The sequence below is a fragment of the Psychrobacter aestuarii genome (assembly GCF_904846035.1).
Taxonomy (GTDB): Bacteria; Pseudomonadota; Gammaproteobacteria; order Pseudomonadales; family Moraxellaceae; genus Psychrobacter; species Psychrobacter aestuarii.
The window spans coordinates 1,004,695-1,029,866 of sequence record NZ_CAJGYT010000001.1 but is presented as its reverse complement, the minus strand read 5'-3'; the positions used below and the strand labels follow the sequence as shown (position 1 = coordinate 1,029,866).

At 49.8% G+C, this 25,172-nt stretch carries 23 protein-coding genes; 8 read left to right on the top strand and 15 right to left on the bottom strand.

Features of this window, described 5'->3' with window-relative positions; translation table 11 throughout:
- Positions 1-191 precede the first annotated feature (191 nt).
- Complete coding sequence (locus JMW05_RS04260; RefSeq protein WP_201504141.1) at positions 192-1,028, top strand: lysophospholipid acyltransferase family protein; 837 nt, start codon at positions 192-194, stop codon at positions 1,026-1,028.
- Between the two features lie 89 nt (positions 1,029-1,117).
- Here JMW05_RS04260 and JMW05_RS04255 read toward each other — a convergent pair whose 3' ends face one another.
- Together JMW05_RS04255 and fkpB are read right to left on the bottom strand one after the other, a co-directional pair.
- Positions 1,118-2,158: an aldo/keto reductase gene (locus JMW05_RS04255; RefSeq protein ID WP_201504140.1), complete on the bottom strand. Its 1,041-nt coding sequence runs from the start codon at positions 2,156-2,158 to the stop codon at positions 1,118-1,120.
- Between the two features lie 175 nt (positions 2,159-2,333).
- Complete coding sequence (gene fkpB / locus JMW05_RS04250) at positions 2,334-2,831, bottom strand: FKBP-type peptidyl-prolyl cis-trans isomerase (protein WP_201504139.1); 498 nt, start codon at positions 2,829-2,831, stop codon at positions 2,334-2,336.
- A 234-nt stretch (positions 2,832-3,065) separates the two neighbouring features.
- Here fkpB and JMW05_RS04245 point away from each other — a divergent pair, with 234 nt between their 5' ends.
- Complete coding sequence (locus tag JMW05_RS04245; RefSeq protein ID WP_201504138.1) at positions 3,066-3,725, top strand: DUF1294 domain-containing protein; 660 nt, start codon at positions 3,066-3,068, stop codon at positions 3,723-3,725.
- Between the two features lie 102 nt (positions 3,726-3,827).
- On the opposite strand, the gene lspA is transcribed toward JMW05_RS04245, so the two are convergent.
- Both lspA and ileS read right to left on the bottom strand, forming a co-directional pair.
- Positions 3,828-4,448 (bottom strand): signal peptidase II, encoded by a 621-nt coding sequence (lspA, locus tag JMW05_RS04240; RefSeq protein ID WP_201504137.1) that lies wholly within the window; start codon positions 4,446-4,448, stop codon positions 3,828-3,830.
- Entirely contained in the window at positions 4,441-7,293 is a 2,853-nt protein-coding gene (ileS, locus tag JMW05_RS04235) for an isoleucine--tRNA ligase (protein ID WP_201504136.1), read from the bottom strand. The genes lspA and ileS overlap by 8 nt, the downstream gene beginning before the upstream one ends.
- A gap of 567 nt (positions 7,294-7,860) precedes the next feature.
- On the opposite strand from ileS, the gene ald reads away from it, so the two are divergent.
- Positions 7,861-8,979 (top strand): alanine dehydrogenase, encoded by a 1,119-nt coding sequence (gene ald / locus JMW05_RS04230; protein WP_201504135.1) that lies wholly within the window; start codon positions 7,861-7,863, stop codon positions 8,977-8,979.
- 94 nt (positions 8,980-9,073) lie between these two features.
- On the opposite strand, the gene JMW05_RS04225 is transcribed toward ald, so the two are convergent.
- Both JMW05_RS04225 and JMW05_RS04220 read right to left on the bottom strand, forming a co-directional pair.
- Positions 9,074-9,649, bottom strand: coding sequence for a protein disulfide oxidoreductase (locus tag JMW05_RS04225; RefSeq protein ID WP_201504134.1), 576 nt, complete (start codon positions 9,647-9,649; stop codon positions 9,074-9,076).
- A 21-nt stretch (positions 9,650-9,670) separates the two neighbouring features.
- Positions 9,671-11,308, bottom strand: coding sequence for a carbon-nitrogen hydrolase family protein (locus JMW05_RS04220; protein WP_201504133.1), 1,638 nt, complete (start codon positions 11,306-11,308; stop codon positions 9,671-9,673).
- A 226-nt stretch (positions 11,309-11,534) separates the two neighbouring features.
- Here JMW05_RS04220 and JMW05_RS04215 point away from each other — a divergent pair, with 226 nt between their 5' ends.
- On the top strand, positions 11,535-12,164 hold the full coding sequence (locus JMW05_RS04215) for a BLUF domain-containing protein (protein ID WP_201504132.1): 630 nt from the start codon (positions 11,535-11,537) through the stop codon (positions 12,162-12,164).
- A gap of 138 nt (positions 12,165-12,302) precedes the next feature.
- Here the strand turns inward: JMW05_RS04215 and JMW05_RS04210 are convergent, their stop codons facing one another.
- Entirely contained in the window at positions 12,303-13,733 is a 1,431-nt protein-coding gene (locus JMW05_RS04210) for an FAD-binding oxidoreductase (protein ID WP_201504131.1), read from the bottom strand.
- Positions 13,734-14,244: 511 nt separating this feature from the next.
- On the opposite strand from JMW05_RS04210, the gene serA reads away from it, so the two are divergent.
- Positions 14,245-15,471, top strand: a complete 1,227-nt coding sequence (gene serA, locus JMW05_RS04205) for a phosphoglycerate dehydrogenase (protein ID WP_201504130.1) — start codon at positions 14,245-14,247, stop codon at positions 15,469-15,471.
- Positions 15,472-15,607: 136 nt separating this feature from the next.
- Here serA and trhO read toward each other — a convergent pair whose 3' ends face one another.
- The 5 genes from trhO to metX all read right to left on the bottom strand — a co-directional run bounded on the left by trhO (position 15,608) and on the right by metX (position 20,506).
- Positions 15,608-16,654 (bottom strand): oxygen-dependent tRNA uridine(34) hydroxylase TrhO, encoded by a 1,047-nt coding sequence (trhO, locus tag JMW05_RS04200; RefSeq protein WP_201504129.1) that lies wholly within the window; start codon positions 16,652-16,654, stop codon positions 15,608-15,610.
- Positions 16,655-16,833: 179 nt separating this feature from the next.
- Positions 16,834-17,316, bottom strand: a complete 483-nt coding sequence (locus tag JMW05_RS04195; RefSeq protein ID WP_201504128.1) for a DUF2569 domain-containing protein — start codon at positions 17,314-17,316, stop codon at positions 16,834-16,836.
- Positions 17,317-17,453: 137 nt separating this feature from the next.
- Positions 17,454-18,035, bottom strand: coding sequence for a tetratricopeptide repeat protein (locus JMW05_RS04190; protein WP_201504127.1), 582 nt, complete (start codon positions 18,033-18,035; stop codon positions 17,454-17,456).
- A gap of 534 nt (positions 18,036-18,569) precedes the next feature.
- A complete protein-coding gene (gene metW, locus JMW05_RS04185; RefSeq protein ID WP_201504126.1) occupies positions 18,570-19,181 on the bottom strand; it encodes a methionine biosynthesis protein MetW in 612 nt (203 codons plus the stop codon).
- Entirely contained in the window at positions 19,178-20,506 is a 1,329-nt protein-coding gene (gene metX, locus JMW05_RS04180) for a homoserine O-acetyltransferase MetX (protein WP_406947470.1), read from the bottom strand. Before metX ends, metW begins: the two co-directional genes overlap by 4 nt.
- A gap of 266 nt (positions 20,507-20,772) precedes the next feature.
- Here metX and hemH point away from each other — a divergent pair, with 266 nt between their 5' ends.
- Complete coding sequence (gene hemH / locus JMW05_RS04175) at positions 20,773-21,792, top strand: ferrochelatase (protein WP_201504125.1); 1,020 nt, start codon at positions 20,773-20,775, stop codon at positions 21,790-21,792.
- Here hemH and JMW05_RS04170 read toward each other — a convergent pair.
- Positions 21,775-22,074 (bottom strand): hypothetical protein, encoded by a 300-nt coding sequence (locus JMW05_RS04170; protein ID WP_201504124.1) that lies wholly within the window; start codon positions 22,072-22,074, stop codon positions 21,775-21,777. The two genes, hemH and JMW05_RS04170, sit on opposite strands and share 18 nt — an antisense overlap.
- A 55-nt stretch (positions 22,075-22,129) precedes the next feature.
- Here JMW05_RS04170 and JMW05_RS04165 point away from each other — a divergent pair, with 55 nt between their 5' ends.
- Together JMW05_RS04165 and JMW05_RS04160 are read left to right on the top strand one after the other, a co-directional pair.
- A complete protein-coding gene (locus JMW05_RS04165; RefSeq protein ID WP_201504123.1) occupies positions 22,130-22,825 on the top strand; it encodes a BPSS1780 family membrane protein in 696 nt (231 codons plus the stop codon).
- A gap of 30 nt (positions 22,826-22,855) precedes the next feature.
- Positions 22,856-23,671: a BPSS1780 family membrane protein gene (locus JMW05_RS04160; RefSeq protein ID WP_201504122.1), complete on the top strand. Its 816-nt coding sequence runs from the start codon at positions 22,856-22,858 to the stop codon at positions 23,669-23,671.
- A 91-nt stretch (positions 23,672-23,762) separates the two neighbouring features.
- On the opposite strand, the gene JMW05_RS04155 is transcribed toward JMW05_RS04160, so the two are convergent.
- A complete protein-coding gene (locus JMW05_RS04155; protein WP_201504121.1) occupies positions 23,763-24,086 on the bottom strand; it encodes a hypothetical protein in 324 nt (107 codons plus the stop codon).
- Between the two features lie 243 nt (positions 24,087-24,329).
- Positions 24,330-25,124, bottom strand: coding sequence for an SDR family NAD(P)-dependent oxidoreductase (locus JMW05_RS04150; RefSeq protein WP_201504120.1), 795 nt, complete (start codon positions 25,122-25,124; stop codon positions 24,330-24,332).
- Positions 25,125-25,172 lie beyond the last annotated feature (48 nt).

The following is a 25,172-nucleotide window of genomic DNA, read 5'->3' as shown; positions in this document are numbered from 1 at the left end:
AGCACGACTGACGACAAAAATACCCATGAGCCTTGCAAGAAAGCGACGACAGGGCATAATGCTATGATGAACAAATTTTCATTGCGCGAATGAAGTTTGTTATACTGGCTGGGTTTTGATTCAGACGCGCAGCACCATGCTGCCGGGTCTGATATTTTTTATAGACGAATAATTAATAATGAGGGATAACAATGAGCCAACCTCGCTCAAGATTTTCAGTAAGACGCCAGCTGAACCGCGGCAAGCAAATCGCTGGTATGACCACCACGCTTGCGGGTGGCTTTCGCGCCGCCCAGCGCATTGGCTCATTTCGTGAGCCTGCGCGTGACAAGCTGCCACGCTACATTCAGATTTTTTGCCGCAAGATGGCAGGCTCGTTCGGGGTCGATGTGGTTGAGGTCGAACCAGTACCCCAGCATCACGGTCTGTGGGTGTCAAACCACGTGTCGTGGATGGACATTCCCGTCGTCGGTACGGTCAGCCCTGCGTTTTTCTTATCCAAAGCGGAGATTGGCGACTGGCCTGTATTTGGCAAGTTGGCACACGCGGCGGGCACGCTGTTTATCCAGCGCGGCTCAGGCGATGTCGGCTCGGTCAGCTCACAGATTGCTGACTTTTTAAAACAAGGCTTTCCTGTGATTTTCTTCCCAGAAGCCACTACCAGTGACGGTACCAAAATTCGCCGCATTCATGGCAGTTTGCTACAAGCAGCGGTTGATGCCAATGTACCGATTCAGCCTATCGTGCTTTGCTATGCCAATAAAGACGGCACACTCAGTAAAGCGCTGCCTTATTACGGCAAGCAAACCATGAAAGGCAGCATGAAACGTGTACTCGATACCAGTGACGTGACCGCCTATGTGTTGCCACTCGCTGCGATTGACACCCAAGGCAAGACCAAAAGCGAGCTGACCAATCAGCTACAAAAAGCCATGCGTGATGGTCTGGTAGAGCTGCATTCTCGCGTGCTTGCCAAAGGCGCACAGCCAGAACAAGACGTAACCGCTGACCAAGAAAAGTCCGCATAAGAACGACTCTATAAAAAAGTCATAAGAAAAAAGGCGACAATCTAAGCATTGTCGCCTTTTTTATGCGGCATATTTGTGTGCCTGATAGATTATGGCGATGGGTTTGGCTGACGCTCATGTACCGTCTCAATCGCGGCGAGTACGTCATCGCTTAGTGTCACATCAATGCTGTCGATGTTGCTCTTGAGCTGCTGCATTGAGGTCGCCCCAATGATGTTGCTGGTGACAAAGGCGCGCGAGTTGATAAATGCGAGCGCCATCTGTGCCATGTCTAAGCCTGCATCGGCGGCGATTTTGGCGTATTGCTCGGTCGCCCATTCTGCCTGAGGGCTGGTGTAGCGCGCATAGTGGTCGTACTCGGTTAGGCGCGCGCCTGCTGGACGCTGACCATGTAAGTATTTGCCAGACAACACGCCAAAGCCTAACGGCGAATAGGCGAGCAGCCCGACATTTTCGCGGTGCGCAATCTCAGCCATGTTCACTTCGTACAAGCGGTTGAGCAGGCTATAGGGGTTTTGGACGGTGATTGGCGGAATCAGACCATTTTTTTCGGCTTCCCACAAATAACGCATCAAGCCCCACGCGGTATCGTTTGACAGCCCATAAGCGCGGATGCGACCTTTTTTAATCTCATCGTTCAGCGCTTGGATGGTTTCCAAAAACGGCGTCAAATCGTCTAGTGACTGCGCTGCCATCTCATTGGTATAGCCACGCTTGCTAAAAAAGTTGGTCTGACGCTCAGGCCAGTGCAGCTGATAGACATCGATATAGTCGGTCTGTAAGCGTGCCAAGTTGTCATCAATCGCTGCGCTGATGTGCTCAGCAGTAAATCGCGTTTGCCCATCGCGCAAAAAGCCCAATGGTGAGATTTTGCTGGCGAGTATCACCTCATCGCGGCGATTGTTTTTGGCAAACCATGAGCCGATACAGCGCTCGGTTGCGCCTTGCTTGTCTTTGTCTGGTGGTGACGGGTACATTTCCGCCGTGTCCCAAAAATTGACACCGCGCTCAAGCGCATAGTCCATCTGTTCGTGTGCTTCGGCTTCGCTGTTTTTTTCGCCCCACGTCATGGTGCCCAAGCAGATTTTGGACACTTTTTCGTCGATTTGCGGCAGGATGTTGTATTGCATCGGGTTATCCTTGTTTCGTATTATGGGTTGTCAGATTTTATTCTTAGTATGAAAGCGGCTATGCCTGTGCATCGCGTCACAGCATAGCGCGGTACAATAAAACGGGTAAATAATATACGTAAATAGTGTAGGTCAAGGTTGTCAGACGCGTCTAATCGTGCGCATGATGGCTGCGCTACATCAGCTGTACGCCAGTGACGCCAGGTGGGGTGACTTTAAAGACTTGGACTTTGAACAGCACCGACTGTCCTGCTAGCGGGTGATTAAAATCAACCTCGACCTCATCGTCATCAATCGCGCGTACCACGCCTGGCAAGGTGTTTTTGCCTTTGTCTTCAAACTCAATCATCATGCCGATTTCAGGCGTGCCTGCCGCATGGTCAAACTGGGTGCGGTTGAATTTTTGTACATTGTCAGGATTCCACTCACCAAAGGCTTGCTCAGGGGGCAGATGCGCGGTGCGGGTGTCGCCTGCGCGCAGATTAATCAGTACCTTTTCAAACCCAGGCAGCAAGCTTTCATCACCGATGGTCAAAGCCACAGGCTCAGGGCGGTTAAAGGTGGTGTCGATAAGCGTACCGTTTTCGAGCGATACCTCAAAATGCAGCTTCACAAGGCTGCCGTGGGTGATGCGGGTATCTTCGTTAGGATTGATAAATTGAGTGTCAGTCATGGCGATGGGGACTCTTTTGATATATAAACAAGGGCTCTAGTCTAGCATAGCTGCGCGTATTCGCGTGCCCAAGAGACAAACAATCACGGCAGACATACAAAGCGTAGCAGAGCGCAAACAGACAATAGGTGGCGATAAAACCGCGCAGCCTAATAGCGAAAACGATAAAAATAGTGCGCTATAATGGGCGACTAAAACCATTACTCGCGTTATGCACTGTAGATAAGGACACCCATGAGTACCTCCCAAAGCCGCAGCAAACATCAAGGGCACGTCACCGATTGGCAAGACGATAAGGGCTTTGGTTTTATCCAAACCGAGCGCAATGAGCGACTATTTTTTCATATTAGTGACTTTAAAGCGGCGCGGTGTCCCCTCGTTGGCGACGCGGTGGTGTTCGAGATTGGGAAAGATGCCAAAGGGCGACAACGTGCCGAAAAAGTACAAGAGCTGGCGTTCGTACAACAAAAGATGGCACAAAAAAACAGTCAAATCCGTAAGCGTAATCAACAGCGCAGTCAGCAAGCCGACTTTGAGGCGGGACAAAAAAAGCGCCTGTATCTTGCCATCGGCTTTTATGTCGTGCTGATGGTTCTTGCTGTTAGTAGCAGCATTCCGTGGTTGGTCGTGGGCTGGTATATCGCACTCGGCGTCGTCACTTATCTGATGTATGCCAAAGACAAGCGTGCGGCGCAAAATAATGGCTGGCGGACGCCTGAGTCTACGCTGCATTTACTAAGTGCGGCAGGCGGCTGGGCAGGGGCGATGGTCGCGCAAACTTACTTGCGCCACAAGTCACAAAAAGCAGAGTTTCGCGTGACCTATTATATGACCGTGCTGATAAACCTAGCGGGACTGATGGCGCTGATGTATTACCAGCCGCTGTCGTTTTAATAACATTGTAGCGCGTATCACAAGCCAAAGACCACGCATAAAAAATCCTGCCACCCATGAAAAGTGGCAGGACGATATAAAAAAGCGTCAGGGCAAAAATATTTAGCGCTGGCGTTTCTTTTCCAAAAACAGCATATCAATGACAATCAGCGCCACGCCGATGCTGATGCCCATATCCGCGATGTTAAAAATCGGATAGTGCCACGCATCGTAGTAATGCACATGAATAAAATCAATCACATGCCCATGCAGTAAGCGGTCAATCAAGTTGCCCACCGCACCGCCGAGCATCAGCGCCAGACCCACTGATAATAGTTTGGCTTCACGCGGCACGCGCATCAAGTAAACGAGCAAGAACAGCGACATGGCTAGCGCCAGCCCCGCAAAAAACCACTTTTGCCAGCCGCCCGCTTCGGCTAAAAAGCTGAACGCCGCGCCGTAGTTGTACGCGAGCGTCCAATTGAGCACAGGCTCAATCACAGGCACAGGCTGATGGAAGGTCAGCGTCGTCTCGGCAAGCCACTTGGTCCATTGGTCAACCACCAACAGCAAGATTGCCAAGCCATACCACAAAAATGCCTTACTGCCATTGGCAAGAACAGGCTGGTTTTTATTCAGGCGTCCTTTGGGCACGCTTGAGTTGCCTGTGGTCACGTGTGCAGGCGCACGCGTGTCTTTTTGCTCACTCGGCGCGTGCTCATTGGGATTAGGACTATTAGGCATAGTCACGCACCTCGCCACTGCCCGCGACGTTGCTCACGCAGCGCGCGCACAGCTCAGGATGGGCGCTATCAACACCGATATCATCACGTACGTGCCAGCAGCGCACACACTTGGTGCCTTCGGCGGCCGTCACATCAACAGCGATGGCATCAGCACCGTCTTCGGCAGTTGCCAAGGCTTTTAGATCGTCAGAAGCGTCCGCAAACGGCAACAGCTCAGCATGACTGGTGATAAGAACAAAGCGCAGCTCATCGCCCAGCTTAGCAAGACTATCATACAACGCGCCGTCTGCGTACAGCGTCACACTGGCAGAGAGGTTACTGTTAATGACCTTATTTTCACGTGCGGTTTCGATATATTTGTTCATCACGTCTTTGGCGTCCAAAATACGCTGCCAGTCCTCGCTGTTGATGACTTCAAGGTCAAAGTCAGGCAGCTGATACCACGCTTGGGTAAACACATAGCGGTCGGCGTTAGCACTCTTTTGGTTCAACACTTCCCACGCTTCTTGCGCCGTGAATGACAAGACAGGCGCAATCCAGCGAATCAGCGCTTGGGCGATATGATAAATCGCGGTCTGTGCTGAGCGGCGCGGCTGACCATCGGCTTTGGTGGTGTACTGACGGTCTTTAATAATGTCTAAGTAAAAGCCGCCTAAGTCTTGCGAGCAGAACGCAGTCACGTGCTGGGTGACTTGGTGAAAGTCCATCGCGTCATAGGCGCTGATGATTTGCGCTTGCAAGTCCTGCGCACGCGCTAGGATAAATTTATCGAGACTGACCATCTCATCCATCGGCACGCTGTCGGTCGCAGGGTCGAAGTCATCGGTATTGGCAAGTAAGAAGCGCAAGGTATTACGGATACGGCGGTATTGGTCAGTTGCACCTTTGAATGAGGCTTTACTGACCGACATCTCGTAGCGGTAATCGACCGAGGCGACCCACAAACGAAGGAAATCCGCGCCGAGCGTATCAAAGACGTCTTGCGGCTCAAAGCCTTTGGTATTGCCAAGCGATTTTGACAGCTTGCGCCCTTTGGCATCAATGGTAAAGCCGTGCGTCAAGACTTGCTTAAACGGCGGGCGACCGTACATCGCCTCTGAGGTCAATAGCGAGGTCTGGAACCAGCCGCGATGCTGATCTGAGCCTTCTAGGTACATATCGGCAGGGTTGGTCAGCTCATCGCGCTGCTCAAGGACGGCAAAATGCGTCGTTCCTGAGTCAAACCACACATCTAACGTGTCGGTTGCTTTGTCATAATACTGCGCGTCTTCACCTAAGAAGTCTTCACAGCTGGCATCAAACCACGCTTCGATACCGCCTGCTTGGATTTTTTGTGCGGCGACTTCCATCAGCGCGCTGGTGTTCGGATGCAGCTCGCCCGTGTCTTTATGGGTAAAGAAGGTGATTGGCACGCCCCACGTACGCTGGCGGCTGATACACCAATCAGGACGACCATTCATCATCGATTCGATACGGTTTTGCCCCCATGCTGGCGTCCATTCAACCTTGGGGATGTCCTCAAGTGCTTTGGCGCGCAAGTTTTGTGCTTCCATGCTGATAAACCACTGCGGGGTCGCGCGGAAGATAATCGGTGACTTATGACGCCAGCAATGCGGATAGCTGTGCTCAATCTTGCTGTGGTGCAATAAGTGACCATTGTCATTGAGTGCCGCGATGATTTGCGGGTTGGCTTTATAGATGTGCTCGCCTGCAAATACCGCCGCGCTGTCTAAATACACACCGCTTGCGCCCACTGGGTTTTCAACGGTTAGGTTGTATTTTTGCCCAACGATATAATCGTCCAGACCGTGACCTGGCGCGGTATGCACAAGGCCCGTACCGCTGTCAGTGGTCACGTGCTCGCCTAGGATAATCGGCACTTGACGCTCAGCAATCAGCGGATGCTGTACTTGAATGTTTTCCAGCTCGGTGCCTGTGACAGTCGCCAATACGCCTTGGTTTTCAGCGCCCAAAGATTCAATCGCGCTATCGACCAATTCGCTTGCGAGCAGCAAGTTGCCTTTATCGGTTTTAACCACGCTGTAGCTGTGCTCAGGATGTACCGAGATGGCTTGGTTGGCTGGCAAGGTCCACGGCGTTGTCGTCCAGATGACTGCCATGATGCTGCCGTCAATGTCAGCAAGGGCAGCGTGCGCGGCATTATCGACGATATCAAAGCCCACATAGATGGCGTCAGAGACCTTGTCATGGTATTCCACTTCCGCTTCGGCAAGCGCAGAGCCGCAGTCCAAGCACCAGTTGACAGGCTTCATGCCGCGCGTCACGTGACCGTTGTCATAGATTTTGCCAAGGGCGCGTACGATGTTCGCTTCTTGGGCGAAGTTCATGGTCAGATACGGGTTGTTCCAGTCACCAAAGATGCCCAAGCGCTTAAAGTCTGCCATCTGTAGCTTGACTTGGCTTGCAGCGTATTCGCGGCACAGACCACGGAATTCAGTGGCGGAGACTTTTTGTCCGACTTTACCGACCTTGGCTTCGACTTTTTGCTCGATAGGCAGACCGTGACAGTCCCAACCAGGCACATACGGGGCGTCAAAGCCTGACAAAGTCTTTGACTTAACAATAATGTCTTTGAGCACTTTATTGACCGCGTGCCCTAAGTGAATCTGACCGTTGGCGTACGGAGGGCCGTCATGCAAAATGTATTTGGGCGCGCCATCACGCGCCGCACGAATCTTACCGTACACGTCATCAGCGTCCCACGCCGCCAGCCAGTCAGGCTCGCGCTTTGAGAGATTGGCACGCATTGGAAATACGGTATCGGCAAGATTTAGGGTGTCTTTATAATCTTGGCTTGGGGTGTCATGTTGCTGGTCAGTCATAGAAAGGTTCTTTATTAAAGTAAGGGAGCGGATGGGGCAGCACCTATCATAGCGCTATCGTATGCATTGTACGCAAGGCTGCGGCCACAAAAAAAGGCATGTCAATCGCCCTATTATATGCCAAAACCGATAGGGTAAAAAGGGCTGCAATCAGGCGCGAATAATGAACAAAAAAAATGTTATCTGCACCATAAATAATAGTTGCATCGGCCGCTTATTTTGGCATACTAAGGAGGCGAAGTAAGCGCATGCACTAACCTACCACAGTTGAGCGCTTATCGGAAAATATCCTCGCGATTTTACCAAAATCGTTCGCATTATATCAGTTAGGGTATGTCCACAAGAGATGCCGTAACGACCCGAATACAGTATCACAGACAGTGCAGTTACCAAGAGGGTGACGCCTTGTCACTAAAATCAAACAGCGGATCAATACAGTGTATTGGTAGCGCTGTTTCTTTTTTATGATGGCTGTTGATTGGGGATTGGTCATGACGTTTCAATAAACGAGACGTTTTCGTTCAATAAAAAACTGATTATCAAAAATTTCAGTTGCAAGGAGTAGCAATGAAAATAGGTATCCCAAAAGAGACCAAAAACAACGAAAACCGCGTTGGTATGACCCCAAGTGGCGTCAGCGTATTAGTAGACCAAGGGCATGACGTAGTGGTTGAGACCAATGCGGGTGCGGGTTCATACTTCACTGATGACGACTACCGACAAGCAGGCGCGAGCATCGTTGATAGTGCTGATGCAGCATGGGATAGCGAGCTGGTTATTAAAGTTAAAGAACCGCAAGCCAGCGAATACCCATATCTGAAAAAGGGTCTGACCCTATTCACCTATCTACACCTTGCCAGTGCACCAGAATTGACCAAAGTCTTGGTCGATAACGAAGTGACGGGCATCAGCTACGAAACCGTGCAAAAAGCAGACGGCTCGTTGCCACTACTGACCCCAATGAGTGAAATCGCAGGTCGCTTGAGCACCCAAATCGGCGCGCAGTTTTTGCAAGCCTTTTACGGCGGTAAAGGTGTGCTGCTCGGCGGCGTACCGGGCGTAAAACGCGGTAAAGTCACCGTCATCGGCGGCGGCGTGGCAGGTACAGAAGCGGCGAAAATGGCAGTGGGTCTGGGTGCAGATGTGACCATTCTTGACCTTGATGCCAAGCGTCTAAAGCAGCTGTCTGAGCTGTTCGGTAACACCGTACAAACGCTGATGTCAAACAAAGTCAACATCGCAAACAGCGTAAAAGACAGTGATTTGGTCATCGGTGCAGTACTGATTCCAGGCGCAGCAACACCAAAACTGGTCACAGAAGAGATGATTCAGTCTATGAGTGCAGGCAGCGTGGTGATTGATGTGGCGATTGACCAAGGCGGTATGTTCGAAACCACCGACCACATCACCACCCACGACAACCCAACGTACACCAAGCACGGCGTGATTCACTACAGTGTCGCGAACATTCCAGGCTCTGTACCACGCACCTCAACCATCGCGTTATCGAACGTGACCTTGCCGTACATCATCGCCCTTGCCAACAAAGGCTATGAGCAGGCATGTCGTGACGACGCTGCGTTGATTAAAGGCGTGAACACCTTGCAAGGTCACTTGACCTATCAAGCGGTTGCCGAAGCGCTGGGCTACGACTATAAAGACGTGCACAGCCTAATCAGTGCATAAGCTACTGGCTATCACGAGCAGTAACGCATAAAAATACCGAACGTGTTTCCGCGTTCGGTATTTTTTTGTCTTTATAATAAGTAAAAATAAAAGATTAATGCAAAAGGTCACTTAACCACAAACGCAAACGCAGCGACCACGCAGGCTGAATGCCCGTTAATCCTTGCGTCATCTCGCCATCATTGATAATCACATAAGACGGCGTCACCTGTCCTTGCCAATCGGCAAAAATGCGCCCGTCGCTGTCATTGATGGTGGTAAAGTTTAGCCCCTCAGTTTGCAAGTATTGCCCCAGCGTTTGACTGTCGCCCGATTGAATGGCGACAGTGACTACAGTATAGGCGCTGCTGGCTGCCAACTCATTGATAATCGGTGAAGTGACATGGCAGACACCGCACCAGCTGCCCCAAAAATAGACCAGCACAGGCGCATCGTGGCTGAGCTGAGCGATATCGACAGGATTGCCTCGATAGTCATTGACTTGCAGATTGGGATTGGCAGGCATAATAGGCTGTCGCCACCAGCTGAGAACGCTATAGAGCAAGGCAAATAACAACAGCGTGACGCCCCAACCGCGCAGCCGCTGCCAAAGGCTGTGTGTCTTTGGCGCCGATGCTGGCGCGTTATCAGTCGCGATGACCTTATCGGTCGGGGTGTCAGGCGTGGGCATAGTCAGCGGTTATTGTTTATCCTATGGCTTTTGTGCGCGGTCTTGTAGCGGATCGCCAATGAGCACGCTGCCTGAATTGTGACGGCGCTCCGCATCGCTGAGTTTACTCGCCGATACTTTGGATTTTTTCTTCCATTTTAGGCTGAAAAGGTCATCACGGCGGTCGATTAAGTTATGTACCGAGCCTTCGTTACGCACGTGTGTGAGCTTGTCCAAGTCCACGTCTGAGAAGAAAATCATCTCAGTGTTTGGCGTGGTTTCCGCCATAATCGCATCGTGCGGGAAGGCAAAGTCAGACGGCGAAAAAATCGACGACTGCGCGTACTGAATATCTAGGCTTTCAACCTGCGGCAAGTTGCCCACCGAGCCACAAATCATCACATAGCATTCGTTTTCAATGGCACGTGCTTGGGCGCAGTGGCGCACACGTAGGTAACCGTTTTTAGTGTCTGTCCAAAACGGCACAAACAAAATGTCCATATCCTCAAGTGCCAATAGGCGCGCAAGCTCAGGGAACTCAACGTCATAGCAGACCAAAATGCCCACGCGACCTGCGTCGGTATCAAAGACCTGCACCTTGTCACCGCCTTCAATCACCCAAGCACTGCGCTCGTGCGGCGTAATATGAATTTTGCGCTGCTCCTCAACCGTACCATCACGGCGGCATAGGTAGCTGACATTATATAAGGTGTCGTCTTCGTCCAAAAACGGCATAGAGCCTGTAATGACGTTGACGTTGTAACTGACCGCCAAATGCGAGATTTCATTCTTAAACCATTCGGTATAATCGGCCAAAAAGCGGATGGCGATATTCTGGTCAGTAGACTCGCACAAGCCCATCAATGGCGCATTAAAAAACTCTGGCAAACAGGCAAAGTCTGAGTTGTAATCCGCCATCACATCGACAAAGAATTCTACTTGTTGTAGCAGCTCCTCAGGCGACTCCACCTCACGCATCTGCCACTGAATACCGCCGATACGCACCTCAGATTTGCGCGTGTTCGGTTTGTAGTCTTGCGGCTCATAGTAAATGTTTGACCACTCAAGCAAGGTCGCAAAGCCTTTAGATTGCTTATCATCAGGCAGATAACCGCTCAAGATACGTTTAACGATAAAGCCATTAGACAGCTGAAACGATAGGGCAGGGTCGTGAATCTCACGCGACTCAACCGCGTCAATATATTCGCCTGGGGTCAAGTCTTTGTGGTTGTAATAGTTGGGAATACGACCGCCCGCCAAGATGGCACGGAAGTTTAGCTGGCGGCACAGCTCTTTACGCGCATCATACAGACGACGCCCCAAGCGATAGCCGCGATAATCAGGGTCGATGAGCGCATCAAGCCCATAAATGGCGTCGCCCTCAGGATTGTCTTTGATAATCTCGCGCTGACCAATCAAGTCGCCATAGGTGTGCGGGTTAGAAAACTTGGCATAATCCACGCGCATAGAGAGCACAATACCAATCAGTTTGTCATGGTCAAAAAGGGCAATCTGACCTTCGGGAAAGGCGTCAATCAAGGTATGAATGGTCGTTTTTGACCACGAGCCGCCAAGATTGGCATAGACTTTATCCATCAATGCTTTGAGCTGCGGGTAGTCCTTTTTTTTAATCTCAGCAATCGTTAAGTGAAAATCTTCGGGCTTGTCAATGTTTGTCATCAGATACCTGTGTGTCATGAAGTCGTTGGTTACAGCAGAGGCGCGCGCCATTCTTTCGGACTGTAACTAAATAATTTTGTATGATTTATAAAATTAAGGCGTATAAAATAGAATATTATATATCAATAGGTTATGGCGAATTATTGCCATTACGTATAGGATTATTTAACGTGTTTTGTACTTGATTTAACAGCATTTTTTATTTTATCTGTAGGATGAGCCTATCATGGACGCATGTCACGCGAGCACTATAGACGCACTAAAGGACGTGGCAGAAGACACCCTCGTACGGCTCGTTTATGTGAGCCGTATCAGTCTGACCAGCCGTGCCGATGTCACTATTTTTGATGATATTGAAGACCAAGCAAGCAGCCATAACGCATCTCAGAACATTACTGGGATTTTATGTTATGGCAATGGGCACTTTTTACAGTGTATTGAAGGTACCAAAGACAAAATATTGGCGCTACAAAAGCGCATATTTGAAGACAAGCGGCACAAACTGTTTAAAGTATTGATAGCAAAACCGATAGCCGAGCGCAGCTTTACCGACTGGCGCATGCGCTCGCTCTTTTTAGAGCGCTGGCTGTGGTCACCAGCTACCAAGGCGCAGGCGGTTCAGTTGTCACCTTTTTTACCTTTTCGACCGCATGAATGGCATGAAGCGCATACTTCGCAGTTTTTAAATGTCGTGCAGTCGCTACACAATCCGCCGCACGTACGCGCAGCAGGCGTGACCTATAATGCCTTTGGCAATATGTTGCAGCATGTTGCTGCGCCGCATCAGGCATTTTTATTGGTGCAAGCGATACTCGGCGTATTGACCTTGATTGCGGTTGCGTGGATGTTTGCATAAGGTTTTGATGCAGTCACGCGATATTTTGCACCTCATGCGCTAATAACAAGTGCATAAAAAAACGCCAAGTCCGACTGTCGGGCTTGGCGTTTTTGATAGGCATGTTTTAATGACCAATCAAAGACGGTGTCTCAAGGACTAGGCATCAAAGATTTTGCCACGGTTCATGATGTTGTTCGGGTCAAAGACTTTTTTGATGGCTTTTAAGTATTCGATTTCAGTTTCGCTACGGCTGTAGTGCAAATACGGCTTTTTGGTCATGCCGACGCCATGTTCCGCCGATACCGAGCCGCCGTATTTTTTGACCGTATCAAAGACATGCTTGTTCACCACTTGGCATTCGGCAAAAAAGTCATCTTTGCTCATGTTGTCAGGCTTTAGGATGTTGAGGTGCAAGTTGCCATCCCCAATATGCCCAAACCAGCAGACCTCGAAATCAGGGTAGTTGCTGCTGACAATCGCATCAATGTCATTGATAAAGTCAGGCACGTGGCTGATAAGCACCGAGACGTCGTTTTTGTACGGCGTAAAGACGGAGATGGTCTCCGAGATATATTCGCGCAGCTTCCACAGTTCTTCAGCTTGCGCGATGCTTTGGCTCATCACGCCATCGACCACCCAGCCTGATTCCATGCACGACTCAAACACTTCCATCGCCTTGTCCATAATCGGCTCGTATGGCGCTTCAAATTCTAGCAAGGTATAAAACTTGGTACGCGACTCAAACGGCTCTTGCACTTGACCGTGCGCCATCAGTTTTTCAACCGCCACGCTGTCAAAGAACTCAAACGCGGTCAAGTCAATCTTGGCTTGAAACGCTGACAAGACGTTCATGACGTCTGAAAACTCATCCATGCCAAGTACCATCACCGTCAAGTCTTGTGGCTGGCGCTCCAGCTTGATTTGTGCTTCGGTGACAAAGCCCAGCGTACCTTCTGCACCAATGAACAACTGGCGCAAGTCGTAACCAGTGGCGTTTTTAATCATGCCGCGGTTGAGGTGCAAGATATCGCCTTTGCCCGTGACCACAGTCAATCCCATCACCCACTGGCGGGTCATGCCGTAGCGGATGACCTTGATGCCGCCTGCGTTGGTGCCGATGTTGCCACCCATTTGGCTCGAGCCTGCAGAGGCAAAGTCAACAGGGTAGTACAGGTCTTTGTCTTCGGCGAACTGCTGCAATTGCTCAGTGACCACACCCGCTTCAATGGTGACTAAGCGGTCGGCAGGGTAAAACTCGCCGATACGGTTCATCTTATCAAAGCTGACCACAATCTCGCCATCCGCCGCGACCGCGCCTGCGGACAGACCCGTACGCCCGCCACTTGGGGTCAAGACGATGCCGTGCGCATTGGCAAGCTTTACGATGCTTTGGACTTGCTCTGTCGTCTTTGGAAACACGATGGCGGTAGGCGCTGGCGCGAAGTGCTTGGTCCAGTCTTTGCCCCAATGCTCAAGGCTTTCGGCATCGGTTTTGATTTGATTGTCTTCAAACTGATGCTCAGTCGTGAGCGCGGTTAACAACGTTTGCACGGCTTCTGGAAGCGTCGGCGTCTGGCTTGGTGTCATAATAAACTCTCAATAGGCAAGTTGGCGGCACTTGTCTTACATCATCATGGTAAAAATATGAACAAAAAAAAGTGGCATAGCCGATAACGAAATCGCTACGCCGAAGCATTGATAATACAGAGTATGTATCTGGGTATCAATACACAGCGCGGCAAATCAGCGCGAATATAAATCATGCGGCTATTCTGCGAGGTTGCGGCTATAGCTTGCAAGATGAATCATAAGAACAGCAGCCACTACTCATGGACGAATGTTACGCAGGTGAATGCTGCGACAGTAGCACGAAAATGGCGAAGCTGCCCCTATTGGGTCAGCGCGCATGAGCTGGCATAATGATGCTTGGGCGATTGCCATCGGTTTGTAGGCGTAACCTAAAATGTTTTCAGGCTTCGTGGTTAATAATTCAGTTTATTGGCTAACATCGATGGGCAATTTTGTGTAAGATAACTGTACTGTTTTTTACTTCATTCACCGATTCATTCACCGAGTATCGTTATAGGACAAGTTTCACATGGCGTTATCACTAGAAAAAGACAAAATCCGTTTTTTACTATTAGAAGGTGTGCATGACAACGCACTCAAGGTACTAAAGGACGCGGGCTACACCAATATCGAATATCTGGCAGAAGCCTTAGACCAAGCTGAATTGATTGAAAAAATCAAAGACGCACACTTTGTTGGCGTACGCTCGCGCACGCAATTGACCCGCGAAGTGCTTGAGTCGGCGAACAAGCTTATCGGTATCGGCTGTTTCTGCATCGGCACCAACCAAGTGGACTTGGATGCGGCGCGTGAGCTGGGTATTCCTGTCTTTAACGCCCCATACTCAAACACCCGCTCGGTGGCTGAATTGGTACTTGCCGAAGCGGTCATGCTGTATCGCGGTATCCCTGAAAAAAATGCTACCGTGCATCGCGGCGGCTGGGGCAAATCTGCCAAAAACTCACACGAAGTACGCGGCAAAACCATTGGTATCGTGGGCTACGGTTCAATCGGTTCGCAGCTGTCTGTGCTTGCCGAAAGCTTTGGTATGAAAGTCATCTATCATGACGTCGTCACCAAATTGCCACTCGGTAACGCGCAGCAAGTGGGCAGCTTGGATGAGCTGCTAAACAACGCTGATATCGTGACCTTGCATGTGCCTGATGAGCCAAGCACCCGCTACATGATGAAAAAAGCGCAGTTTGACCAAATGAAAGCGGGCAGCTACTTTATCAATGCCGCACGTGGTACGTGTGTTGAGATTGATGACTTAGCAGCCGCGCTAGAATCAGGCAGAATCTTGGGCGCAGCGGTTGACGTGTTCCCGAAAGAGCCAAAATCAGCGGACGAAGAGTTCGAATCACCACTGCGTAAGTTTGACAATGTCATCTTGACTCCGCACATCGGTGGCTCAACCCAAGAAGCGCAAGCCAATATCGGTCTAGAAGTGGCAGAGAAGTTCGTTCGATACTCTGATCAAGGCGACACCATCACCGCTGTGAACTTCCCAGAAGTGTCTATTCCGTTTAAAGAAGGCACGCACCGTCTATTGCACATCCATAAAAACGTGCCTGGCGTATTGTCACAGATTAACCGTCTGTTCGCTGAAGCCAATATCAACATCATCGCGCAGAGCCTGATGACTGAAGGCGATGTAGGCTATCTGGTGATGGACGTGGATTACAACGACTCGCGCGCGGCGCTCGACCAGCTTAAAGACGTGGAAGAGACCATCCGCATCCGTATCTTGTTCTAAACGATACGAAACATTAAGCATAAAAAAAAGAGAGGCGATATCGTCTCTCTTTTTTTTGTACGTTTGCTAAATTTTATGTACGCTTTTTAAAGCCATCAGCAAACGCGTTATACAGTAGGGTTAAAACTGACTGTAATTACGCTTTAGACTTTGCCTGATTGGCTTCTTCAGCACGGCGGCGTGCTTCGATTTTTGCGGCTTTGCGCTGCTCGATGACGTCCAGCACATCGCTACCGATATGCGTCTCGCCACGTGCTTGGGCAAGCTGCATTTGGCGCTCACGCTCGCGGAAGCGGGCTTTTTGCTCATCAGTCGCCTTGTCGATACAGTGCGGGCAAGACTCGCCTTTGACATAGGCGGGGCTTTCTTGGTCGGCTTTGGTAATCGGCATACGGCACGCGTAGCACTGGTCGTAGTCGCTCTTCTCCAGCTTGTGATTGACCGCCACACGGTTATCAAACACAAAGCAGTCGCCTTTCCACATGGATTCTTCGGCAGGCACTTCTTCTAAGTATTTTAAGATGCCACCCTCTAAGTGATACACCTCTTCAAAGCCCTGCTGGCGCATATAGGCGGTTGATTTTTCGCAGCGGATACCACCTGTGCAAAACATCGCTACTTTTTTGTGCTTGCTTGGGTCAAGCGTCTTTGCCACATACTCAGGAAACTCGCGGAAGGTCTCGGTTTCAGGGTTGATGGCGTTTTCAAAGGTGCCGATTTGCACTTCGTAATCGTTACGGGTATCAATCAATACCACATCAGGGTCAGAGATGAGCGCGTTCCACTCTTGCGGCTTGACGTAGCGACCGACCGACTGTAGCGGGTCGATGCCTTCCACGCCCATCGTGACGATTTCTTTTTTGAGCTTTACTTTAGTGCGATAAAACGGCTGGCTGTCGGTGTACGACTCTTTAAACACGAATTCGCCAATCGCTTCGATGCTGCGTAAGTAATTCAGCACGGCATCGATGCCATCGCGGGTGCCAGAGATGGTGCCGTTGATGCCTTCATGGGCGATGAGTAGCGTGCCTTTGACGCCATGCTCAAGCATGGTGTTTAAGATTGGCTCGCGGTACTGCTCAAATTCCGCAAACGGTGTGAACTTGTATAGCGCGGCAACGACGATGTTGTTCAATTCGCTGTCATAGGCGGGGCTGGCGGGATGTTTGGTTTCGTTTGTCATGGTGCGCTCCTGCGGGCTGGGTCGCAAACCCAGTGCATTGTTTTAAAATTAAAGAAAAAATACCATTAGCGTAATTGTGGAATTGCGCCAAGGCGTGCGTAGTGTAGCAAATTTTGTGAGGGTTTTGAATAGCCTATGAACAGATTGGCAATAATGCTAATGGTCAAAACGATAGCTAATTAATAAATAAATGTCGCCTTCACGCGCTTTGACACCAGCATATAGGGTATCCATATCACGCAGGACGCCAGCGTGCGCAAGACTTCTTTGCCTGTATCTGCGTCAAATATCGGCACATCAGGCAACACCAGCTTGACGGCAAGGGCGTCTAGAATAATCAGCACAAAGGTAGATAGGAGCGCGCCGATATACCACTTTGGGAACTGACTTTTTTTATTAAAAAATAAAAACGCCACCCACAGCCAGAGCGCAAATAACATGAGATTAAAGCCAATCTCACCCAAAAAAATTGGTTTCCATAACACATGATAATATTCGGTATCAGGCGTGGTTAATAAGTGCCAATAGCCTTCTGTAAAAATCTCTGAATACAGCGTCATGGTATCAAAGGCGATTTTAAGCGGCGTAAAAACAATGCCAATGGCCACGAGGATAAGCCAGCCGCCCAGCTCTTCAATGCTCTTTGGTTTTTCGTCTGCCACAGCGTGTCTCATCGTAGGTATAAAAAACAAAAGTTTATCAGCTTATTGCTTTTAAAGTCAGCAAATAAGCGTGCAAACACAAAAAAATCCAGCACAGTGGCTGGATTTTTTATGCGCTAAGATGAACAGCGCTTGGCTTATTTGCTTTGGAACCAGCTGTCTGCTTGGCTGCGTGCGCTGGCGATGTCTGAGCTGGACAAGTTCAATGCCAACTGACCGATTTTACCGCGTGCCTTGGTACGGACTTTTTCGTCCAGCATGCCATCACGGGCAGCAAGGTCATACCATTTATAGGCGTCAACGAGGTTTTGTTGTTTTTCATCGAGGAGGGCGAGCGTATAGCTGGCACGGTTGTCACCACGCATGGCGGCTTTTTCTAACCAGCCACGGGCTTTTTGTAGGTTGGGCTGCACACCTTCACCACGTAAATACATGATGGCAAGGTTGAGCTGGGCAGGGGCGATGCCTTGTTCGGCAGCGCGGGTGTACCACTGTAAGGCTTCTTGGGTGTTTTTAGCGACGCCTTGTCCTTTTTGTAGGCGCTTGGCTAAATAAAACTGGGCATGGTCGTTGCCATTTGCTGCACGGGCAGACAATTCGCCGATTTCCATGATTTCAAAACGTGAGGTATCTAGTGGGACGTTAGCGGTCAGCTCTGCATTTGCCAAACCCGCGAATGAGAATAAAGCGGTAAATAACGCAGCCTTTAATACTTTCATAGCAGCTCCAAGATAAAACATAAAAACATCGTCATTGTTGCCGCAAAGACCAACCTCTGGGTGACCATCTGACGAATGGTGGTATAAAGGTATACAATCGTTCAGCCAGTCGAACCCATCAGCCTAAACTGATGGCAACATTTGATAAGCGGTTAGAAATAAAGACAGGCGGTCAGATAAGGAGATAGTCCATCCGTTGACAACTCTGTGAAAGTTAGCTTAACACCCAAACTTACGAAACTCAAATACTAATTACAGCCTTTAACGCAAATAAGGGCAAAATAGTATGTAACAAAATCATACAGTTAGCTACCAAGCGTAGGAGCAGCGTGTGATTGCAAAGTTATTGGAATAGAAAATAAAGAATCAGCCAGTAATGGTTATATACGCAATGTATTTATTGAATAAAGCTAAAAAAATGTCCGTCTATGTTTAAAGAGAGCAACTCCCCGCCATAATTGTCCATTATGACGGGGATAAAGCGTAAAAAAACAGCGGCTGTTTGCGCTAGGGTTCAGCGGTATATGCAGGACATCAGCGGCGCTTGGTCACGCGATAAATCGCCACATCCGCGAGCAAATTGGGCGCTTGGGTGATAAGCGCGCGCATTAGTGCAGAATGCGCCCGCCCTGAGTCACTGACCGCAAAGCGATTGATAATCTCGATATCGTGCTGCGCGCACAGCTGCTCAAAGTCCTTAAAGGTACACAAGTGAATGTTCGGCGTGTTGTACCATTCATAAGGCAGCGCCTCAGAGACGGGCATCAAGCCTTTGATGCCTAGATGCAGGCGGTTTTGCCAATGCGCAAAGTTTGGAAAGGTAATCACCGCTTCGCGCCCAACGCGTAGCATATCGAGCAGCAGCTCATCAGGTGATTTTACTGCCTGTAGGGCGCGCGCCATAATCACGGTATCAAAGCTGTTGTCGGCAAAACGGGCGAGACCGTCATTCAAATCTTGCTCGATGATAGACAGCCCATTACCGATGGCTTCATTGATTTTGTCTTCGTCAATCTCTAGCCCGTAGCCTGTGACCCCGAGGTTTTGTTGCAGGTGGGCGAGCAGCTCGCCATTGCCGCAGCCTAAGTCTAAGACGTGTGAATGCGGCGCGACCCAGCGCTCGGCAAGTTGATGGTCCATTCTCACAAGGCAGCTCCTGTTGATGGTGTGGCAGCGGTCGCTGCGCTGTGTGTGCTCGATGGCGTATGGATAAAGGGGGCGTTCAAAAAGCCTTTGACCGCGCCCATATAGCGGGGAATGTCGAACAAGAACGAGTCATGCCCATGCGGAGCATCGACATTGATATAGCTGACGGGCTTGCCTGTTGCCATCAGCGCATTGACCAGCTCTTGTGAGCGCTCAGGAGCAAAGCGCCAGTCGGTGGTGAACGACACTACCAAATACTGACACTGGGTGTGCGCAAAGGTCGCCTTTAAATCGTTGTACTCGCTGGCGCTGTCCGCACCTGTTTCTTCAGGCGCTGTGCTGGGCTCAGTCAAGCTGTCATCCGCCAAAGCAGTGCTGTGCCCGCGTGTGGGGTCAAAATAGTCTAAAGCCTTGGTCATCAACAGATAGGTATTGGCGTCGAAGTTTTTGCTAAAGCGTTCGCCTTGATAGCGCAAATAGCTCTCAACTTGAAACTCGACATCGTAGCCGTACATAAACTTGCCTAACTTGAGGTCACGCCCGAACTTGGCACGCATCGCCTCATCGGTCAAATAGGTGATGTGCCCGACCATCCGCGCCAAAATCAGCCCGCGCCGCGGGTACGTGCCCGCCTGCAAATAGCGTCCGTCATTAAAATCAGGGTCGGAGAGAATCGACTGCCGCGCCACTTCGTTAAAGGCAATGTTTTGCGCCGAGAGTTTGGGCGTACTGGCAATCACCACGCAGCGCTTGAGGCGCTCAGGGTAATCAACCGACCACTGCATCGCTTGCATGCCGCCCATCGAGCCACCGACCACCGCGTGCCACACCTCAATGCCGAGGCGGTCAGAGAGCATGGCTTGGGTCTTGACCCAGTCTTTAATGGTAATGAGCGGAAAGTCAGGACCATAGACAGGCTGCACGGTTTCGCCTGCGTCATTGACATAGCTGTCCGCGTCTGGATTGATCGAGGTCGGACCTGTCGAGCCAAAGCAGCTGCCGATATTGTTCAGACACACCACAAAAAAGCGATTGGTATCGATGGCTTTATTGGGACCAATCATATTGTCCCACCAGCCCAGCTTTTTGTCGTCCTCGCTGTGATAGCCTGCCGCATGGTGGCTGCCCGACAAGGCATGACAAATTAAAATGGCGTTAGACTTATCCGCGTTTAGCGTGCCATAGGTCTCGACCATCAAATCAAACGATGGCAAGGTGCGGTTGCACTCTAAGGTAAGTGGCTCAGCAAAGTGGTATAACGTAGGCGTGACAAGACCTACCGACCCGCTATCGTGGGCGGGCGTGTCATCAGACAAATCACTAATCGTATCAGAACGGACTCTCAAAGCTACCTCACAAGACGACGGACAATCATCACTAAATCAAAAAACGCCTCAGCGCGTACGCGCCAATAGGCTATGTGTGCCTATTGTAGGGCGATGTGCGCAGGAGTACAACCTTGGGCATGGGCTTCATCCACCAATCGCGCCGCTTGGGTAGCAAATTGTATGACTGCTGTTTTTGCGCTCTAAAAATGGGGCATAAAATGCTAGACTAAGCCGTGTTCCCAATATCTGCCTTGATTGCTCTTATGAAACCTAATCTACCCCCAAGTATCGCTGTTTTATTAGTTAATTTGGGCACGCCTGACGCGCCGACCGCCCCTGCAGTCCGCCGCTATTTGCGTCAGTTCTTGTCCGACCCGCGCGTGATTGAGATTCCGCGCTTTGTTTGGGCGATTATCCTCAATCTGTTTGTTTTGCCAAGCCGCCCCAAACGCGTCGCTGAAGCCTACGCCAGCATTTGGGAAGGCGACTCGCCGATTCGCGCGATTTTAAAGGAACAAGCTCACCTATTGACGCCGCATCTGGAAGACGCCGCCGCGCCGTTTCGCGTCTCGGTGCATCCCGCGATGAGCTACGGTAACCCCGGTATCCCAGATGTTATGGACACGCTGCGCAGTGAGGGCGTTGACCATTTTGTTTTGCTGCCGCTGTTTCCGCAGTATTCGGCGACCTCGACAGGCGCGGTATATGACGCGGTCAATAAGTGGGCGCTCAAGCAGCGCAACTTGCCCAATATCAGTATCGTAAAAGATTACTTTGCGCATCCTTTGTATATCAAAGCGCTCGCGGACAGCATTTTGCGCTTTCAAGAAAAGCATGGCAAACCTGACAAGCTCATGTTTAGCTTTCACGGTATTCCGCAGCCGTATGCCGATAAGGGCGACCCGTATCCGCAGCGCTGCAAATGCACTGCCGCACAGGTCGCGCACACGCTTGGGCTAAAAGAGGACGAATGGATTATCAGTTTTCAGTCGCGCTTTGGTAAGCAAGAATGGGTCAAGCCTTATACCGATGTGGTGCTCGAAGAATGGGGACAACAAGGCGTGCGCTCAGTACAGGTCGTTAGCCCCGCGTTCTCGGCAGATTGCTTAGAAACCCTAGAAGAATTGGCGATTGAAAACCGCGATAACTTCTTAAATGCAGGCGGGCAAGAGTACCACTATATCCCCGCGCTCAACGCCGATGCCGCGCACATTGAGCTGCTCGCTGCCATCAGCACGCCATTGGTCAAAGGCTGGGCAGGCACGTTAGACGGCTGGGTATAAGCAATTTTTTATAAGCCACTCAATAAACAATACCGATAAAATCCAAAATGCCGAGCGTAATTGCTCGGTATTTTTTTGTCTGCGTGTATTTTTCATAAAAAGTCCATCGCTTAAACATAAAAATAAGTTGGTCATCAGCAACTGTTGTGTAAGAATATCAACAAAAGTACCGTACTTTAATGAGTGTCTTATTTTACTATTGTTTTGCGAGTCGAGCATGACCACGTCGAGCCCCAGCGTTTCTTTACATAAATCGTCCACACCACCGCCGTTACCGCCCATATATCAAGACCCACAGCTGTTGGCTGAACCGCGCTGCTGTGGTGCTGGCGCAGGTATGGTCTGGCTGAAAAGCGCGTTTGTGATGCTTAAAAAGAATGTTTGGCTGTGGCTGGGTGTGGTCTTTACGATGAGTGTGGTGGTCACGTTGTTTTCAATCGTTCCTATCCTCGGGATATTGATGGGTCTGATTAGCCTTGTTTTTACAGGCGGGTTGATGAAAGCCGCTGCTGCACAAGCGCGTGGTGAGACGCCAACGTTTGGCTATCTGTTTTCCGCCTTTGAGACCCATTTTAAGCCGCTGCTAATATTGGCGCTGCTCTATTTGTTAGGGCTTGTGATTGTATTTACAGTGATGTTTGGGTTTTTCTTATTATTGGCAGTCGCTGGGGCACTCGATTCGCTACTGATTGCCGATAATATGAGCATGAATACGCTACTGGTACTGTTGTTGGCAGCGCTCGCATTATCTGCACCCATACTTGCGCTGTTGATGAGCTTATGGTTTGCACCGCCACTGATTGTTTTGCATGACCTTGCGCCGCTGAAGGCGATGGAAAAAAGCCTGCAAGCGAGCCTTAGAAATTGGCGCCCCATGCTGGTGATGGGCGTGGTCTTTTGCGCAATCTTTATGATACTTGCCATGTTTACCTTGGGTATTGGCATGCTGGCAGCGATGCCCATGGTTGTATTGATGTATTACACCAGCTACCGCGATATTTGGACAGACCAGCCGTTGTCCGTGAATGAATGATAAAAATTTTAGTAATAAGTGAGTGACCCAATGCCTGATATGCCTACCGTGTCTTTAAACAAAGCAGCACCACCGCCGCTACCGCCCACGTATCAAGACCCGCAGCTGCTGCCTGAGCCGCGCCGCTGTGATACTGGCGCGGGTATCGTATGGATTCGTAAAGCCTTTGATATGTTTAAACAAAACATTGGCATTTGGCTAGGTATAACGGTTGCGATGTTTGCCATTATGATGGTACTGACGATAGTGCCGCTCTTTGGCATCCTTTCAGGGTTGGTTGTTATCTTATTTATTGGCAGCTTTATGCAAGCTGCTGCCATACAAGAGCGCGGTGAACGCCTTAAATTTGAATATCTGTTTTCGGCATTTAGCACGCATTTAAAACCGCTACTGATATTAACCCTGCTTTATATGGTCAGTATCGCTGTATTTTTTATATTGACGTTTTGGGGAATGCATTTACTGTCGGTCAGTAATTTTTTAGAAGCACGGGTAGCGTTAGACAGCGTGGGCGTATCGTCATCAAAGCAATGGATTGTGATGTTGTATATGCTGATTGCTGTACTGCCTATGATTCTTTTATCGATGGCATTTTGGTTTGCGCCTGCATTGATTGTATTGCACGATATGGCAGCGATGACGGCAGTTAAAAAAAGCTTACAAGCGTGCCTTAAAAACTGGCTGGCTTTTTTGATTTTTGGTGTGGTCGGCGGGCTGCTCAGTATCGTACTGATGGTGTTTACGCTAGGTTTTGGCTTTCTTTTGGTCATGCCCATGATGTTATTGGTTTATTACACCAGCTACCGCGATATCTGGACAGACCAGCCGTTATCAATAGATGCTTAATTGATAAATAAAACTAAAAAAACGATAAACAATAAAAAAGCACGCTGTCAGTAGCGTGCTTTTTTATTACTTATCGTGACGCGTATAGCCATTATTGCTCGTCATCGTTGCTGCGCTCGGCGGCGTCTGCGTCGGCGATATCTACGATATCAGGATAATCGGCGTCATCTAGATTGTCATCGACCAAGACTTCATCCACGCGCGCTTCATCAATGTTTTGGCGGTGGATTGGCGTCACGCCTGAGACGTCATCTGTACCCACGCCGACTTGTGAATTGCTCACGCCAGCACTGTTGTCAATCACGTCATCATCGTCGATGGTGTGCAGCATTGGATTGTCCAAATCAACGCGCTGATTGTCATCGCCATCAATACGATCCATATTCTCTGGAAGTGGGGTCTTTGTATTGTCCATAAAAGTGTCCTTATTGTTCTGTTGTTATAAATTAAGCTTTGTTTGTGCTTATTCATTGATGACCAGTGTGCCGCGTTAGGGCGTACTGCGCCAGTGGCAAGCTGTTATAAGATGTTCAAAAAATGTAAGAGGCGCAGGCGTTTTATGATTTGATGTTTTGTGGCAAAAAGGTTGTTACCAACAAAAAAGCGACCACCGTTTGGCAGTCGCTTCGTGTTGCTAGATATTTATTTTATATATTGATTAAGATTGCTTAGCGCTCATTTTATTATTGAGCCAGCGTACCATCGGGTCTGGCGTGACTTGCGCAAGTTTCTGCAAGACTTTGGCGGGCGTGCCGACAGGGTAGTGCGTGCAGTTGATTTTGCTGTTCGGGCGGCAGGTCAATTTGCACAAGGTTTTTGCCACGTCATCGACGCTTAGATTAACGCCCAAGCGCTCGATGCTGGTGACGCTCTCGCCTTTGGTCATGTCAGATTTGACCCACAATGGCATGACGTCCACGACCTTGATGCCGAGGCTTTCGTATTCGACATTCAGCGCTTCGGTCAAGCCGCGCACAAAGAATTTACTGGCAGAATACGGCGCAATCTCCGACTGACCATAAATCGCTGAGGCAGAAGAGAGGTTAATGATTTTGCCATTGTCGGCATCGGCAAGATACGGCGCAAGCTTATGACAGCCGATCAATACGCCTTTACAGTTGATGTCCACGAGTGCCAGCTGGCGCTCAAGGCTGGTCGATGGCAAGATGCCTGTGACCAACACGCCTGCGTTATTAATCAAGGTGTCGATGCTGCCAAAGGCGTCAATCATTTGGCTAATGGCGTTTTCCCAGTCGTCAGGCTTGGTCACGTCCAAATAGCCGTGAATGATGCGCTGCTGCTTTTGCGCTTTGGCAAAGGCTTTGTCTTCTACCGCATCCTCTAGCGTGTCGCTATTGATATCGAACAAGCCCACGCTGTGCCCTTTTGCCGCCAGTTGCTTGGCAGTCGCCAGTCCAATACCGCGTGATGCGCCAGTAATCATGATGTTCATAACTTATCCTTATAATAATAAAATATGGTAATCAAACATTAAAATACG

Excerpts from the sequence above, each read along its gene's own strand:
- JMW05_RS04260 (WP_201504141.1), top strand. The coding sequence starts at position 192 with ATGAGCCAACCTCGCTCAAGATTTTCAGTAAGACGCCAGCTGAACCGC.
- JMW05_RS04255 (WP_201504140.1), bottom strand. The coding sequence starts at position 2,158 with ATGCAATACAACATCCTGCCGCAAATCGACGAAAAAGTGTCCAAAATC.
- fkpB (WP_201504139.1), bottom strand. The coding sequence starts at position 2,831 with ATGACTGACACTCAATTTATCAATCCTAACGAAGATACCCGCATCACC.
- JMW05_RS04245 (WP_201504138.1), top strand. The coding sequence starts at position 3,066 with ATGAGTACCTCCCAAAGCCGCAGCAAACATCAAGGGCACGTCACCGAT.
- lspA (WP_201504137.1), bottom strand. The coding sequence starts at position 4,448 with ATGCCTAATAGTCCTAATCCCAATGAGCACGCGCCGAGTGAGCAAAAA.
- ileS (WP_201504136.1), bottom strand. The coding sequence starts at position 7,293 with ATGACTGACCAGCAACATGACACCCCAAGCCAAGATTATAAAGACACC.
- ald (WP_201504135.1), top strand. The coding sequence starts at position 7,861 with ATGAAAATAGGTATCCCAAAAGAGACCAAAAACAACGAAAACCGCGTT.
- JMW05_RS04225 (WP_201504134.1), bottom strand. The coding sequence starts at position 9,649 with ATGCCCACGCCTGACACCCCGACCGATAAGGTCATCGCGACTGATAAC.
- JMW05_RS04220 (WP_201504133.1), bottom strand. The coding sequence starts at position 11,308 with ATGACAAACATTGACAAGCCCGAAGATTTTCACTTAACGATTGCTGAG.
- JMW05_RS04215 (WP_201504132.1), top strand. The coding sequence starts at position 11,535 with ATGGACGCATGTCACGCGAGCACTATAGACGCACTAAAGGACGTGGCA.
- JMW05_RS04210 (WP_201504131.1), bottom strand. The coding sequence starts at position 13,733 with ATGACACCAAGCCAGACGCCGACGCTTCCAGAAGCCGTGCAAACGTTG.
- serA (WP_201504130.1), top strand. The coding sequence starts at position 14,245 with ATGGCGTTATCACTAGAAAAAGACAAAATCCGTTTTTTACTATTAGAA.
- trhO (WP_201504129.1), bottom strand. The coding sequence starts at position 16,654 with ATGACAAACGAAACCAAACATCCCGCCAGCCCCGCCTATGACAGCGAA.
- JMW05_RS04190 (WP_201504127.1), bottom strand. The coding sequence starts at position 18,035 with ATGAAAGTATTAAAGGCTGCGTTATTTACCGCTTTATTCTCATTCGCG.
- hemH (WP_201504125.1), top strand. The coding sequence starts at position 20,773 with ATGAAACCTAATCTACCCCCAAGTATCGCTGTTTTATTAGTTAATTTG.
- JMW05_RS04170 (WP_201504124.1), bottom strand. The coding sequence starts at position 22,074 with ATGGGCGGTAACGGCGGTGGTGTGGACGATTTATGTAAAGAAACGCTG.
- JMW05_RS04165 (WP_201504123.1), top strand. The coding sequence starts at position 22,130 with ATGGTCTGGCTGAAAAGCGCGTTTGTGATGCTTAAAAAGAATGTTTGG.
- JMW05_RS04160 (WP_201504122.1), top strand. The coding sequence starts at position 22,856 with ATGCCTGATATGCCTACCGTGTCTTTAAACAAAGCAGCACCACCGCCG.
- JMW05_RS04155 (WP_201504121.1), bottom strand. The coding sequence starts at position 24,086 with ATGGACAATACAAAGACCCCACTTCCAGAGAATATGGATCGTATTGAT.
- JMW05_RS04150 (WP_201504120.1), bottom strand. The coding sequence starts at position 25,124 with ATGAACATCATGATTACTGGCGCATCACGCGGTATTGGACTGGCGACT.